The organism is Salimicrobium salexigens (assembly GCF_900156705.1).
Lineage (GTDB): Bacteria > Bacillota > Bacilli > Bacillales > Halobacillaceae > Salimicrobium > Salimicrobium album.
Genome location: NZ_FTOK01000003.1, coordinates 177,163 through 192,237, shown reverse-complemented (window position 1 = coordinate 192,237; position 15,075 = coordinate 177,163). Strand labels below are relative to the sequence as shown.

The following is a 15,075-nucleotide window of genomic DNA, read 5'->3' as shown; positions in this document are numbered from 1 at the left end:
TATAATCCTATAATGAAATAGGTTTCGTAGCAAGTCAGTAAACCGCTTTCACACAAAAAACCTGCGATTCCCGCAGGTTTTTAATGTTTTTTCTCATTCTGCTGCATACGTTTCACTTTCTCCGGGGTAACGTCCTGTCCTTCCGGATCGATGACCGTCATGCCTTTTAAATGGTTCTTAAAAGATTTTCTCACGTTCTGTAAATATTCCTGACGCAATTCATGCTGTTCGTTCTGCTCTTCAGAAGAAAGGCCCTGCTCTTTTTTCTTATTAGCTAAAGCGTTTATACGATCAAGCTTGTGTTGTGCCAACATGTTTTGTCACCTCTTTACTTACCCTGTATATACTGAAGGGTATTATCTTTACTTATGATAACGCGACGTATTTTCATTTTCAAATGTTTGGCTTTCTTTATATCTGCGATGCACCGTCGCTTTGGAGACATCATACCCCATACCGCGGAGAGTAGCCGCAATTTCCTGAAACGTGAGCTTCTTTTCCCGGAGACGTGCCACTTCCGTCACAGGGAAATCAATACGTTCCCGCCCCCTGGCCTGGTCGATGTTCTTCAAATTTTTGGAAGGGTCATAACCATCTTCCACCGCTTTTTTCATCCCTCGTCGAATTTTCATGTTATGAAGATAACGCTGATACTCTTCCACCACTCCGACGATCTGCAGAACCATGGAATCAGACTCGGAAATCTCCATTTCCCCGCTCCCCGTCACCGTATAGATCGTCACATCGAGCTTTTCGAGCTGGTGTAAAAGGGCGATCTTCGTGTTCCCCCTGCCGAGTCTCGTCTCATCCTGAATCAGGAGTGCTTCCGCTTTTTTCGAGGAGAAAATATCAAGTGCACGAAGTATACCTTCCCTTTCGATGGAGTACCCGCTGGCTTTTTCTTCGATAACTTCCACAATATCCATACTATGGTTCTCCGCAAGTTTTTTAAGTTCTTCCTTCTGTCTCTGTATAGACGTAACCTGGGTTTCTTTTTCCGTACTTACTCTGCAATACAAGACCGCTTTCATCCTTACCACCTCTCCCACAGAGAAATGATACAGGATTTAAACACTGGAAACCATTGCAATGTATAGGAAAACCAGACTCAGAATGAACAGAACGATATGAGTAAGATCCTGCTTGGATAATTTATGAAACATGGAATACCTCCCGATAGAACTATTGTTCCTTAGAACTTATGTTCGTGTAAATATCATTATATACGAACTATTGTTCCTGTCAACACAAAAGTTCGAACGCCTGTTTGTATTCCGGCATCCTACGTGCTACAATATATGTAATAAATTTTCTATACAGGATGTGACATTATGACTAACCTATCCAAACGACAGCAGGAAATATTGAATTTCATAAAACAGGAAGTGATCGACAAAGGATATCCCCCGTCCGTCAGGGAAATCGGTAAGTACGTAGGTCTTGCTTCCAGTTCTACCGTACACGGCCACCTCGCGAGACTGGAAAAGAAAGGTTTCATTCGGAGAGACCCGACGAAACCGCGGGCGATCGAAGTGATAGACCTGGAGGAAGGTACTAAAATCCCTAAAGGGGAAGCGACGTTCGCTCCCGTGATCGGTAAAGTAACCGCCGGTGTTCCTATAACTGCAGTAGAGAACATCGAAGAATATCTTCCGGTGCCGGATACGATAAGCAGCACGGAGGAAGATACTTTCATACTCGTCATCCAGGGAGAAAGTATGATAGAAGCCGGCGTTCTTGACGGAGACAAGGTAATCGTCCGTAAGCAGAACACCGCTCAAAACGGAGATATCGTTGTCGGTATGACAGACGAGGGTGAAGCTACAGTGAAGCGATTCTTCAAAGAAGCGGATCACGTACGCCTTCAGCCGGAAAACTCCTCCATGGAGCCTATCCTTCTCGATGACGTCACCATTCTCGGAAAAGTGGTCGGCTTATTCAGGAACGTACACTGAACCGCTCCCCCTGTATACACTTAAAAATCCTCCATTACCGGCCGGTAATGGAGGATTTTTAATTTAGTTTTATGGTTTTATGGTCATGTAAATCTAAACGTTCTCAACGGAAATTCCCCTGAGAGAGGTTCCCATTAATACGTCTGCAGATACTGCTCCCTCTCCCAAGGGTGTACCTGGGTACGGAACATGTTCCACTCGATTTCTTTCGCTTCGATAAAGTGCTCATACAGGTGTTCGCCCAACGCCTTCACCATCACATCATTCTTCTTAAGTTCCTGAAGTGCATCATACAGTGTAGCCGGAAGATCGGTCACTCCCGCTTCTCTGCGCTCTTCCTCATCCATCACGTAAATGTTGCGATCCACCGGTTCAGGTACCTCCAGTTTGTTCTCGATACCGTCGAGACCCGCAGCAAGCAGAGCGGCCATCCCCATATACGGGTTGGCAGCCGGATCGACACTGCGTACTTCGATACGTGTACTCACTCCACGGGACGTCGGAACGCGGATGAGCGGACTTCTGTTCTGGGACGACCAGGCTACATAAGAAGGAGCTTCGTATCCCGGAACGAGACGCTTATAGGAATTCACTATCGGGTTGGTTATTGCCGTGAAAGCCATGGCATGCTTCAGAATACCGGCAGTAAACTGGTAAGCTACATCCGAGAGCTGTTCTTTGCCGTTCTCATCGAAGAAAGCATTTCCTTCTTCCGTGAACAGAGACATGTTTGCGTGCATACCGGAACCGTTCACTCCGAAGAGAGGTTTAGGCATAAACGTTGCATGCAGACCGTGTTTACGGGCGATGGTTTTAACAACGAGTTTAAACGTCTGGATATCGTCACAGTGCTTCACTGCTTCCGAATATTTGAAGTCGATTTCATGCTGCCCGGGAGCGACTTCGTGGTGGGAAGCTTCAATTTCGAAACCCATCTCCTCAAGCTCCAGTACGATATCCCGTCGACAGTTCTCCCCGAGGTCGGTCGGAGCAAGGTCGAAGTAGCCGCCTTTATCGTTCAGTTCAAGGGTAGGATTCATGTTTTCATCCATCTTGAACAGGAAAAATTCCGGTTCGGTACCAAGGTTAAAAGCGGAGAAACCGAGCTCTTCCATTCTTTTCAGGTTGCGCTTCAGGTTATAGCGGGGGCACCCTTCGAATGGAGTACCATCCGTGTTGTAAATGTCACAGATGAATCGTGCCACTTTCCCTTTCTCGGAAGTCCATGGAAGTACGAGAAAAGAATCGAAATCCGGTACCAGATACATATCGGACTCCTCGATTCGTACGAATCCTTCAATGGAAGAACCGTCGAACATCATCACTCCATCCAGAGCTTTGTCGAGCTGACTGAACGGGATCTCCACGTTTTTAATAATACCGAGCATATCCGTAAACTGCAGACGGATGAATTTGACGTTCTCTTCCTCGATCTTCTTGTAAATTTCTTCTCTTGTTAAGCCCATGCGTGTGCCTCCCATAATTTAGTGAAAGAATCTTGATAATTCTCCCTGTCTGAGTCCAAAATTTCCTTTTCCTGCATCATTCTCAATTTCCTTACGAAGCATTTTCCGTAACTCTTTTTCGCTGAGCTGATGGTAGACTTCCTGTACTTCCCCGGGTTTGTAATCAGGGCGGGGCGTTTCCTGTTTCAAATCGAACACCTGCCTGATACCCGCAAGATTGACCCCTTTTTCTACAAGTGATTTAATCTCAAGAAGCCGGTCTACATCATTAAACGAAAACAGTCGCTGATTCCCTTTGGAACGGGCCGGAGTCACCAGCCCATTCTGCTCGTAATAACGAATTTGCCTCGGAGTGAGGGCAGTAAGGGATTGGACGATTCCCATAGAAAACAGCGGCATGGAACGTCGTACTTCATCACTCACTTCTGCCACCCCCTCCAAGAATTCTTACTATTATTATAATTCAAAACAAACAATTGTCAAGCGATGTCAGGAAAGTTGACATGAAAAAAGCCGGAGTATTCCGGCTTCCTTTCGTAGTTCCCTATGACGTAACAGCATTTACGGCACGCCGCACTGCTATTTTCACGTGTTCCGCCGTTAGTCCTCCCTGGACAAAAGCCATGTAGGGAGGCCGGAGCGGGCCGTCTGCTGTCAGTTCAAGGCTCGCACCCTGAATAAACGTGCCGGCCGCCATAATGACGTCGGAATCATATCCCGGAAGCGGGCCCGGTTCCGGAAGGGCGAAGGCATTTACCGGTGAAGCTTTCTGGATCTCCCGGCAGAAATCGACCATCTGCTCCGCATTGTCGAAGTACACTGTCTGAATCAGGTCCGTACGGTATTCATCATAGGACGGTTTTGTCCGGAATCCGTAACTATCCAGATATTTCGCCGTGTAAACCGCTCCTTTCAGAGCTTCCCCGACTACGTGGGGGGCGATGAATATACCCTGGTACATCTCCTGCAGAACGGAAAGCGTGGCACCCATTTCCTTGCCGAGTCCTGGAGCCGTCAGCCGGTGTGCACAGGCAGTAATCAGTTCTTTCCGCCCGGCTATGTATCCGCCCGTACGTACAATACCGCCGCCGGGGTTCTTGATGAGGGAGCCTGCGATCAGATCGGCTCCCGCTTCCAGTGGTTCCGCTTTCTCTACAAATTCCCCGTAACAATTGTCCACAAAAACAATCGCATCAGGTTTCACTGTTTTTATTTCCTTTACCATTCCTTCAATATCCTCAATAGTAAAAGAAGGTCTGTCTGCATACCCCTTGGACCTCTGGATGGCTACCATTTTCGTTCGTGAAGTGATGACTTCCCGGAAACGCTCTGCATCCACCTCCCCTTCTTTTAAAGGTAAGGCACGATAACTGATGCCGAAGTCGTGCAGGGATCCGTGGTCTGCTCCTTCCCCGGCAGGTACAATTACTTCACGGAGAGTGTCATAGGGTTCGCCCGTCACATACAGAAGCTCATCCCCCGGACGGAGAACACCGAAAAAAGCGGTGGAAATCGCATGGGTACCCGAAACGAGCTGAGGTCTGACAAGCGCATCTTCAGCTCCGAATATTTCCGCATAAACTCCTTCGAGCGTATCTCTTCCTTCATCGTCATAGCCATAGCCTGTCTCCGAATGGAAATGACGATCCGCTACGTTCTGATTTTGAAAAGCATCCAGCACTTTTTCCTGATTATGCAGCACAACGTCCTCGATCTTTTCTTTGTAAGGACGGACTTCCTCTTCTATATTCACAATATCATTCATCTTTATGCTCCTTCGGTATTACTTTATCCCTCAAAGGGTGCAGAGGGTCAATATATCCGTGCACTACGTACTCCCCGCGCTCTTCAAGGAAGTCGCGTACGTAAACGAGCGTGTTAAGCTCCAGTGTTTTTAAGAATTTACCTTCTTCCGCTTTCACATACGTATGGTAGGGATCCCAGTTTTCCGATAGTACTTCTTCAATTGCCGATAATACGTCCCCGACTCCTCTGTCATCTTTAAAGGAAGTCTGGACCGACGGCTTTTCCATCGGTGTAAATGGTCCCTCCACCTTATCCTGCTTATTATAAACGGTAAGCCGTGGCAAATTCTCGGCTCCAAGTTCTTCAAGAAGAGAGAGGACCGTTTTTTCATGCTGGTCATGATCGGAGGCCGAGGCATCCACGATGTGCAGAATGAAGTCGGCTTCCGTCACTTCTTCGAGAGTGGAACGGAAGGCGGCAATCAATGTTGTAGGCAGGTGCTGTATGAAACCTACCGTATCGGACATGAGAACTTCGAGCCCCGATGGGAGCTGGGTCTGCCGCGTCAACGGATCGAGTGTAGCGAACAGCTTATCCTCCTGCAGAGAATCGGCGGAAGTTATTTTATTGAAAAAGGTCGTCTTTCCGGCGTTCGTATATCCGACGATCGCCACCTGAAACGCACTGTTCTCTTTCCTTCGTTCTCTGTATTGCTTCCTGTGCTCCACGACCTGATCGAGTCTCGTCCTTACATCACGGATCCTCCTTCTGATGTGGCGGCGGTCCGTTTCCAGCTTCGTTTCCCCAGGGCCTCGCGTACCTATTCCGCCTCCAAGTCTCGACAACTGAACGCCCTGACCCGACAGTCTCGGGAGGAGGTATTGTAACTGGGCAAGTTCCACCTGCAGTTTACCTTCTTTAGTTTTGGCCCTATATGCAAAAATGTCCAGAATCAGCTGGCTTCTGTCTATTACTCTGACTTCCAGTCGGTTCGTAATGTTTCGGAGCTGAGTCGGTGACAGTTCATCATTGATGATTACCAGTTCAATATCATCTTCCTCTATAACACCTCTCGCTTCTTCCAGCTTCCCGTCGCCAAGATAATGAGCTTTATGAGGTTTTTCCAGCTGCTGGACAAGTACACTCACAACTTCGCCCCCGGCAGTTTTTGTTAAATCTTTCAGTTCTTCCAGTGAATAATCGAATGTTTCTTTTTTTCTCGGGTCTTTTCTTGCTAAAATCAACGCCTTCTCTTTATCCAAAGATAAGCATCCCCCTTTAATAAAAGTCTTTATTACTGCAGTCTTCCCGCTGTGGACCGATTTCATCCCTCCGGGAACGGATTCTTTCTGCCTGATATCCTCTCATACTGTATCATCAGGGAAAAAGGAAGCAAATTAAGTTCGAAAGGCAGACTTTTTTCAATAATAAAACCGGGCCAAAAGCGCCCGGTTTACATGTCTTCTAATGTAACATTTTTATTCGGAGAAAAAGTGGAAATCGCATGTTTGAAGATCAACTGCTGCTTCCCTTCAGTTTCAACGAGCACTGTAAAGTTATCGAAAGCTTTAATAGTTCCCTTTAACTGGAAACCGTTCAGCAGGAACAGCGTCAATGGAATCTTATCCTTACGCAACTGATTCAAGTAATTATCCTGAATATTCACTGTCTGGCTCATAAAATGATCCTCCTCCATTCTATCTCTCTAGCTTAACAGTTTATTTCTCCGGCAACATCAAAAATCCTTCTAAATCTGACAAAATTAAAGAAACTTTTTCTGCAAAATTCTCCTCGGTCACTTCATACCAATCTACGGGAAGCTTATTTTTGAAATACGTATACTGTCGTTTGGCGTATCTCCTTGAGTTTCTCTGCAGAAGTGCTACCGCTTCCTCCAACTCCTCCCCCCCCTCCAGATAAGGGATCATTTCTTTGTAACCGATAGCTTTCATCGCCTGGGTCTCTTTCGGATATTTTTCCAGCAGATTGCTGACTTCTCCCGGAAGTCCGTCTTTGACCATGGAATTGACTCTTTGGTCAATTCTGTTATACAACATACTCCTTTCCATCTCGAGACCGATCATTCTGAAGTTGTAAAATGGAGGCTGTTGCAGTGACTCATGCTCGGATTTCGTCTTTCCGGTGACTTCATAAATTTCTAAAGCTCTAAGTACGCGTTTCGTATTATTGGGGTGAACTCTCCCCGCTTCATCCGGATCGATCAAGGTAAGCCGTTCATGCATCTTCTCTTTGCCTTCCTGTTCGAGTTCACATGCCAGCCTTCCGCTTTTCACAGGATCCCGCGGAGTGTCGGAAAAGGAATAATCATATAGGAGGCCCTGAATATACATACCTGTACCCCCTACTATCACCGGCACTTTCCCTCTCGAAAAAATGTCTTCGATCAGCTCTCTACCCCGGTCCTGAAACTCCGCAGCCGAAAACGTGTCATTGGGGTACTTGATATCGATCATGTGATGAGGCACGCCTCCCGCTTCCGAATGCGTGATTTTCGCCGTTCCTATATCCATTCCTTTATAAATCTGCATGGAATCCCCGCTGATCACCTCCCCGTCAAATGCTTTACAGACTTCTACTCCCAGTTTCGATTTCCCTACCGCAGTGGGTCCCACAATGGAGACAACTTTTCTATTCATTAAAAAAATCCCCGCTTTCTAATCTGTATTTTACACCATTCCCATCCCGAACTACAGAGGTAACTGAAAACGTTATGTGTTTGTATCTGAATCCGTTACTTAAAACTAACGTTTTCGGTTACACAAACTAAACTTTGGCGTTAGTTTTTTTAAAGATTTTCGTTAGTTCCTCTTTCCAAATCCGTTATACTGTAGTACTATAGCATTTAGGAGCGTGATATCGATGCTTAACGAGAGAATCAAAAAGTTAAGGAAAGAAAATCGTTATACACAGCAGGAACTGGCCGAAGAAATTGAAGTCACCTCCCAAGTAGTGTCCAACTGGGAGAGGGCCTACACCTTTCCTGATGTAAATGACGTCAGAAACTTAGCCAAAGCTTTACATACAACATCCGACTACCTGCTTGGTCTCTCCGATTATTCGGTGGATCAATATTCGAGAATACTTCGTCACCTGGAAGAAATAGACCTTTCCTGTCCACTGTTTCTCCAATATGACAAATTGACGGAGCTGGATGCACAAAATATCCATCAGCTGGAAAACTACTTTCAGTTTTTACTGCAGCAACAGCAGAACTGAAGCCCCTTTTCCGGCATATATTTTCACATAAGAAAAAGGATGACGTTAAGATTACTTTAACGTCATCCTTTTTACGTATCCGAAATTAATTCATGACTCTTTTAAACATTTTCTCAATATCATATTCGGAAAAGAAGACGATGATAGGACGGCCGTGAGGGCATGTAAAAGGATCTTCGGCAGCTGCAAGATCATCAAGTAACACTTCCATATCCCTCATCGTCAAGTGGTGGTTAGCCTTTATTGATCCTTTGCAGGACATGAGCGCCGCCGCATCATTCCGGAAGCTTTCAATGTTAATGTTGTTGGACTGTTCCAATTCCTCTACAATCTCTTCGATAATCTCCCCTTCATACCCTTTCGGAAACCATTCAGGATGAGAACGGACAATAAACGTATTCGTTCCGAACGATTCGAAGAATACACCGATGTTTTCGAGTATGTGACTGTTTTCTTCAATTTTCAAAGCGGTTTTGGCAGGAAATGTGAAGGTCAACGGGACAAGAAGTTCCTGCACTGTCTGATCCGGTTCCCCCAGCTTTTTTTTGAAACGTTCGTATTTGACCCTTTCCTGTGCAGCATGCTGATCTATCATGTACATGCCTCTTTCATTCTGTGCAATAATATAAGTTCCGTGGAGCTGACCGACCGGATACATATGAGGAACTCTTTGCGTGTTCTTCTCTTCTTCCTGCCGGATATCTCCGGAGTCTTTCACTGTTTCTTCTGCCGGCTCAGGTTCCAAAGGGAACGGATTTTCTTTCTCCGGCCCGGGAGTACTTTCATCTGTACGTTCTGTTTCGTAACTTTGATTGCTGTTGGCTGTAATCTCAGAAACCCGCGGTTTTTCAAAAACCATGGAGGTCTGTTCACTTTTATCTTCTTTTTTGTTGATCGTCGAAGTCCCTTCCGGTATCAGCGTTTCTTCCCGGAAGGCTTGTTTAATCGTATTCTGAATAAGTTCGAAAAGTTCCTGTTCTTTGCTGAATCTGACCTCGAGTTTGGCGGGGTGAACGTTCACATCCAGAAGGGAGGGATCCATATCAATATTAATAAGGGCTACGGGGTATTTCCCTAAAGGAAGCAGCGTATCATAGCCTTTGAGAATCGCCTGGACGAGTTTAGGGTTACGGATAAACCTTCCGTTCACTATCAAAGACATATAAGCCCTTGAAGCACGGGTGATTTCCGGTCTTCCAATCAGCATCTCAAGCTTGAAATCTTTATCTTCGGCAGACGTTCTCTTCATCTTTCTTGCTACGTTACTTCCATATATTTGAGAAAGGACCTGCAGCTGATCTCCACGTCCGCTCGTCTGGAATAACGTTTTCCCCTGATGCTCCAGACTTACTTTTACGTGCGGGTTAGCGAGTGCCATACGATTCACAACGTCAGTGACGTGCCCGAGTTCAGTATGGATAGTTTTCATATACTTCAGCCTTGCAGGCGTGTTGAAAAATAATTCCTCCACTTTTATTTCCGTACCCTGCCGTGCATCGCTTGCTTCATGGTTCCTGACTTCTCCTCCCTCAAGATAAAGACTGATTCCGGAGGTGTCACCGGTGGAAGTTTTTACGCTGAGCTTACTGACAGCCGCTATACTTGCGAGAGCCTCTCCCCGAAAGCCCAATGTTTTCACATGAAACAAATCACGTTCATCTCTGATTTTTGACGTGGCGTGCCGCTGAAAAGCTCTTACCGCATCCTCTTTTTCCATACCTTTGCCGTTATCAGCGATACGGATATATTCAAGTCCGGCTTCTCTCAGTTCTACATTAACCACGGAACTTCCGGCATCTATACTATTTTCCATCAGTTCTTTAACGACGGAGGAAGGCCTTTCCACCACCTCTCCGGCAGCTATTTTATTTGCCAGCGCATCTGGCATAACGTGAATATTATCCATATATATCCCCCCTTCATTTCACCATTTTTTGCAGTCTGTACAAGGCGTTCATCGCTTCCATAGGCGTCATTTCCATCAGTTCCAAGCTGGAAAGTTCTTTTTTCACTTCGCTATCCCCTTCATCCTCCTGTTTCCGGGGTGTCTCAGGTTCAGGGTGAAATAAAGACAGCTGGGTCTCTTTTGTATCATGACTTTCAAATTCCTCCAGAAGCCGCTCCGCTCTTGTTATCACTTCCGACGGGAGCTCAGCCAGTTCCGCCACGTGGATTCCATAACTTTTATCCGCTGCCCCTTCTTTCACCTGATGGAGAAAAACCACTTTCCCGTCCACCTCTTCCGCACGGACGTGTACGTTCTTCAGGGAACCGAGCTCGGATTCAAGTGTGGTCAGTTCATGGTAATGAGTTGAAAAAAGCGTTTTCGCTTTAATATTTTCATGGATATATTCGACAATCGACTGCGCCAGCGCCATACCATCGTACGTACTTGTTCCGCGCCCGATTTCATCAAACAGGATCATACTCCTGTTCGTAGCATGAGTGATGGCGTTATTAGCCTCCAGCATTTCCACCATGAATGTACTCTGACCGGAAATAAGGTCATCCGCTGCTCCAATTCTTGTAAATATCTGATCGAAAACAGGCAGTACTGCTTCTTCACAGGGCACGAAGGAACCGATTTGCGCCATGACGGATGTGAGCGCCATTTGTCTCATGTAAGTACTTTTCCCGGACATGTTAGGGCCGGTAATAAGAAAGATATTCGTGGACTCATCCATATAAATATCATTGGGTACGAACTCGTCCTCCATCACTTTTTCAACTACCGGGTGACGGCTATTGACAAGATGCACGGTCCGTTTTGAAGAAAAAGAGGGTCTCTCATACCCGTTCATTTCAGCTGCGTAACTGAATCCCTGCAGCACATCCAGTTCACTGATGTCTTTTGCCAATTGCTGAATCTTGTTAACATAATCTTTTACCAGTTCCCTTATCTCCAGAAACAGCTCATACTCAAGCTCAATACTTTTCTCTTCCGCCTGTAAAATAGTCGTTTCCTTTTCTTTCAATTCCGGAGTTATAAATCTTTCTGCGTTCGCGAGCGTCTGCTTCCTTTCGTACCGTTCAGGTACGTGTGTAAGATTAGCGCGGGTCACTTCTATAAAATAGCCGAATACTTTATTATATTTGATTTTCAAAGACCTGATCCCCGTCAGCTCTTTTTCTCTTTTCTCTAAATCTGCAATCCATTTCTTCCCGTTAATCTGGGCATCCCGATATTCATCCAGACTTTCGGAATATCCGCTCTTAATAATGTTCCCTTCACGGATAGTCAGTTTCGCATCCTCATGAACGCTGTTTTCAAGAAGCTGTGCAAGTTCCTCCATAGGATCCATTCGTTGAACAAACGTTTGAATAACTGACACTTCAAGGGTTGAGAGCGATGAAAGTATGGATGGGACTTTTTGTAAAGAACGCTTAAGCTGAAGCATATCTTTCGCGTTAATATTACCAAAAGCGACTCTTCCTGCCAGACGCTCCAGGTCATAAACAGAAGTCAGGTCTTCCCGGAAGGCATCCCTGTATAAGAAATTATCCATGAAACCCTGAACGATTTCCTGACGTTTCTGAATAAGTGATTCGTCAAGAAGAGGACGGTCAATCCATTTTTTCAAAAGCCTGGCTCCCATAGCTGTCACAGTGGAATCGATGACTGAAAGCAGACTTCCTTTCTTTCCTTTCTTCATCAGTGTTTCTGTCAGTTCAAGATTTCTTTTGGAATACATATCCAGCCTCATGTAATCTTTTGTTTCAATGTACTGGACGGGCTGCAGGTGACTCATCGCCCTTTTCTGAGTACGATTGATGTAATTGTATAATCTTCCGAACACGGGGGTGAGTTCTTCACTCAGATTTCTGACAAGATGATGAGAATCCTCCGGGATATGTGTCTCCTCTTCGAAAGAGACAGTACAGTCCAGTTTTTCCCGCGCTTCTTTCTGTACATTTTCGGGAATTTCCCGGCTCATTACAATTTCTTTTACCGGCTGATGATACAGTTCGCCGATCAGAGAATGGGAATCTCTTCCGATATAAGAAGCGCTGGTCTCTCCCGTAGTAAGATCTGCATAACTTAACCCGAAGGAATGATCTTCGAGCAGGGAAACCGCTGCTAAAAAGTTGTTTTCTTTCTCTTCAAGCATCGAGCCTTCCATGACTGTGCCTGGTGTAATGAGTTGGACTACCTCCCGTTTGACTACGCCTTTCGCCTGTTTCGGATCTTCCACCTGTTCGCATACGGCAATTTTGTGCCCTTTTTCCACGAGCTGTTTAATGTAATTTTCCGAAGAATGATATGGGACGCCGCACATTGGTATTTTATCACCGCCTCCGTCTCTTGCGGTAAGGGTGATTTCGAGTTCCTGAGCTGCCTTCAAAGCATCATCAAAAAACATTTCATAGAAATCTCCCAGTCTGAAGAACAGAAAAGAGTCTTTGTAATCAGCTTTTATTTTTAAATATTGTTGCATCATCGGGGTGTATGTAGACATATATCTTCCTCCAGCACGTACTTATATTCGATCTAATTATAGCATAGTTGTCATTTCCTTTAAAAAGGTCATTGTTTCGTATCCATCAGATATTTACAGTTTTTATTTCATACTTTGGAGTTGCTACTAAGTAATTATATGAAACAAACACAAAAAAAGAAGTCCCGATTAAAGGACTTCTTTCTCTTTAACATCCGCCGCTTGCCTGCTTGGAGCCGGTCTCTCCGCTAAGGATATTCCCTCCGGTGGACTTGATCACTTCGTTCGTAACTTCTCTTGAGATGGTACGTGAAATCATTTGCAGCAGGTCATTCACTACTACCTGGGAATGCTTGAATTCCGCGACGACCGGAATTTCATCCAGTTCATCCTGAAGCCTGTCGATTTCTTTTTCCACTTTCTCAAGAGCTTCCGTTTTTCCGTAAGCCTGGAAATTCACCGCCTGCTTCTGAAGAGCTTTGATTTTCTTGATATACAGCTGTACTTTATCGTTTTCGTTAAGTTTCGCTTCCAGCTGCTTGAAGCGGTCGATCTCCTCCAGTTCGGAAATCATCTTCGCCAAATCTTTCGCTTCCCCGAGCACCTGTTCTCTAGTATATTCTGCCATTATTCTTTCACTCCTACTGTTGTCTCTGCCATTTCGCCATCCAGAGACCAAGTTTTTGCTTTCGTGATCCTTACGGGTACAATGTTTCCAATAGCGGACTCAGGACCTATAAAGTTAACGAGCTTATTCCTTTTCGTGTAGCCTGCGAGAACGTCCGGGTTATTTTTACTTTCCCCTTCAACGAGGACGTGAACTATTTCATTTTCGTACGTTTCCATCGTTTCTCTGGCCTGTTTATTGATAAGAGCATTCAGACGCTGAAGACGCTCTTTTTTCTCTTCCATAGAAACTTTATCGCGCATTTTAGCTGCAGGCGTGTTCTCTCTCGGTGAAAAGATGAACGTGTAAGCCGCTTCAAAGCCTACTTCTTCCACAAGGGAAAGAGTTTCCTGGAACTGTTCTTCCGTTTCGTTCGGAAAGCCTACGATAATGTCCGTCGTCAGTGTGGCATCTGGCATGGCCGCCCGGATCTTCCGTACAAGTTCCATGTAGTCTTCGCGGGAATATTTCCTTCCCATTATCTTCAGAACGTCACTGCTTCCGGACTGGACAGGCAGATGGATATGATCCAGCATGTTGCCTCCCTTGGCCAATACCTCAATGAGACGGTCGTCGAAGTCCCTCGGGTGGGAGGTCGTGAATCTGACTCTCGGTATATCGATTTTGTGAAGGTCATCCATCAGATCTCCGAGCCCATAATCCAGATCGAGATCTTTCCCGTAGGCGTTGACGTTCTGTCCAAGCAGCGTCACTTCCTTATACCCCTGGGCTGCGAGATGCCGCACTTCCTGGATGATATCTTCGGGGAGGCGGCTTCTTTCTTTGCCGCGTGTATAAGGGACGATGCAATATGTACAGAATTTGTCGCATCCATACATTACGTTAACCCAGGCTTTAATTTTACCTTTTCTGGAACGGGGGAGGTTTTCGATAATATCCCCTTCTTTGGACCATACATCTATGACCATTTCCTTGCTGAACATCGCTTCCTTCAACAACTCAGGTATTTTGTGAATGTTATGGGTACCGAAAATCATATCGATGAATGGGTGTTTCTGTAAAATACGGTTAACAACCCCTTCTTCCTGTGCCATACAGCCGCACACACCGAGGATAAGATCGGGATTCTCACGCTTCAGCGATTTCAAGTGACCGATTTCGCCGAAAACTTTGTTCTCTGCATTTTCACGGATCGCACACGTATTCAGAAGAATGATGTCCGCTTCCTCCGCCTGTTTCGTCGGTTCATATCCCATCGTCTCAAAAATTCCCGCCATGACTTCGGTGTCGTGTTCGTTCATCTGGCATCCGTAAGTACGAATTAAATACTTCCGGTCTTCCCCGACTCCCTCCATTTCCTCAGGAATCGTGAAATCATAATGAACATCAACATCTTTTTTGCGTCGGCGCTGGGCGTCCCTCATGTTCGGGGGCTGGTATGTCGTTTCGAAATATTTCATGAATTCATCCGTGCTTTTATCTTTAATCCGCTCAAGATTGTTTTTCGGATCTTTCTGTCGAACCTGATCCATCTCTTTTCTTTGTTGTTCGTTCATAATTATCCCCTTTCCACCGTGCAAATCAACTACATAATTATAACAGGTTTT

Annotated in this window: 14 protein-coding genes; 2 read left to right on the top strand and 12 right to left on the bottom strand. The window is 45.6% G+C overall.

Annotated elements, in window-relative coordinates; all coding sequences use genetic code 11:
- Positions 1-80: 80 nt before the first annotated feature.
- Both BW931_RS05115 and BW931_RS05110 read right to left on the bottom strand, forming a co-directional pair.
- The gene (locus BW931_RS05115; RefSeq protein ID WP_008587740.1) at positions 81-314 is read right to left on the bottom strand and encodes a DUF896 domain-containing protein; all 234 of its coding nucleotides are present in this window, start codon (positions 312-314) and stop codon (positions 81-83) included.
- A gap of 48 nt (positions 315-362) precedes the next feature.
- Complete coding sequence (locus tag BW931_RS05110; protein ID WP_076570481.1) at positions 363-1,031, bottom strand: YneB family resolvase-like protein; 669 nt, start codon at positions 1,029-1,031, stop codon at positions 363-365.
- Between the two features lie 300 nt (positions 1,032-1,331).
- Between BW931_RS05110 and lexA the strand changes: the two genes are divergently transcribed.
- Entirely contained in the window at positions 1,332-1,955 is a 624-nt protein-coding gene (gene lexA / locus BW931_RS05105; RefSeq protein WP_008587744.1) for a transcriptional repressor LexA, read from the top strand.
- A 134-nt stretch (positions 1,956-2,089) separates the two neighbouring features.
- Here lexA and glnA read toward each other — a convergent pair whose 3' ends face one another.
- The 6 genes from glnA to miaA form a co-directional block, all read right to left on the bottom strand.
- On the bottom strand, positions 2,090-3,421 hold the full coding sequence (glnA, locus tag BW931_RS05100; protein ID WP_008587746.1) for a type I glutamate--ammonia ligase: 1,332 nt from the start codon (positions 3,419-3,421) through the stop codon (positions 2,090-2,092).
- 18 nt (positions 3,422-3,439) lie between these two features.
- Positions 3,440-3,844 carry a MerR family transcriptional regulator gene (locus BW931_RS05095; protein WP_008587749.1) on the bottom strand — a complete coding sequence of 135 codons (405 nt, stop codon included), beginning with the start codon at positions 3,842-3,844 and terminating at the stop codon, positions 3,440-3,442.
- 121 nt (positions 3,845-3,965) lie between these two features.
- A complete protein-coding gene (locus BW931_RS05090; RefSeq protein ID WP_076570479.1) occupies positions 3,966-5,186 on the bottom strand; it encodes a methionine gamma-lyase family protein in 1,221 nt (406 codons plus the stop codon).
- Positions 5,179-6,429 (bottom strand): GTPase HflX, encoded by a 1,251-nt coding sequence (hflX, locus tag BW931_RS05085; RefSeq protein WP_076570477.1) that lies wholly within the window; start codon positions 6,427-6,429, stop codon positions 5,179-5,181. Before hflX ends, BW931_RS05090 begins: the two co-directional genes overlap by 8 nt.
- Positions 6,430-6,620: 191 nt before the next feature.
- A complete protein-coding gene (hfq, locus tag BW931_RS05080; RefSeq protein WP_076570476.1) occupies positions 6,621-6,845 on the bottom strand; it encodes an RNA chaperone Hfq in 225 nt (74 codons plus the stop codon).
- A gap of 40 nt (positions 6,846-6,885) precedes the next feature.
- Positions 6,886-7,824: a tRNA (adenosine(37)-N6)-dimethylallyltransferase MiaA gene (gene miaA / locus BW931_RS05075; protein ID WP_076570474.1), complete on the bottom strand. Its 939-nt coding sequence runs from the start codon at positions 7,822-7,824 to the stop codon at positions 6,886-6,888.
- 223 nt (positions 7,825-8,047) lie between these two features.
- On the opposite strand from miaA, the gene BW931_RS05070 reads away from it, so the two are divergent.
- A complete protein-coding gene (locus tag BW931_RS05070) occupies positions 8,048-8,404 on the top strand; it encodes a helix-turn-helix domain-containing protein (protein ID WP_076570472.1) in 357 nt (118 codons plus the stop codon).
- A gap of 85 nt (positions 8,405-8,489) precedes the next feature.
- Here the strand turns inward: BW931_RS05070 and mutL are convergent, their stop codons facing one another.
- The 4 genes from mutL to miaB all read right to left on the bottom strand — a co-directional run bounded on the left by mutL (position 8,490) and on the right by miaB (position 15,024).
- Complete coding sequence (gene mutL / locus BW931_RS05065; RefSeq protein ID WP_076570470.1) at positions 8,490-10,310, bottom strand: DNA mismatch repair endonuclease MutL; 1,821 nt, start codon at positions 10,308-10,310, stop codon at positions 8,490-8,492.
- 13 nt (positions 10,311-10,323) lie between these two features.
- Positions 10,324-12,861: a DNA mismatch repair protein MutS gene (mutS, locus tag BW931_RS05060; RefSeq protein WP_076570468.1), complete on the bottom strand. Its 2,538-nt coding sequence runs from the start codon at positions 12,859-12,861 to the stop codon at positions 10,324-10,326.
- A 187-nt stretch (positions 12,862-13,048) separates the two neighbouring features.
- Positions 13,049-13,468, bottom strand: coding sequence for a YlbF/YmcA family competence regulator (locus BW931_RS05055; RefSeq protein ID WP_008587765.1), 420 nt, complete (start codon positions 13,466-13,468; stop codon positions 13,049-13,051).
- The gene (gene miaB, locus BW931_RS05050; protein ID WP_076570466.1) at positions 13,468-15,024 is read right to left on the bottom strand and encodes a tRNA (N6-isopentenyl adenosine(37)-C2)-methylthiotransferase MiaB; all 1,557 of its coding nucleotides are present in this window, start codon (positions 15,022-15,024) and stop codon (positions 13,468-13,470) included. Before miaB ends, BW931_RS05055 begins: the two co-directional genes overlap by 1 nt.
- Positions 15,025-15,075 lie beyond the last annotated feature (51 nt).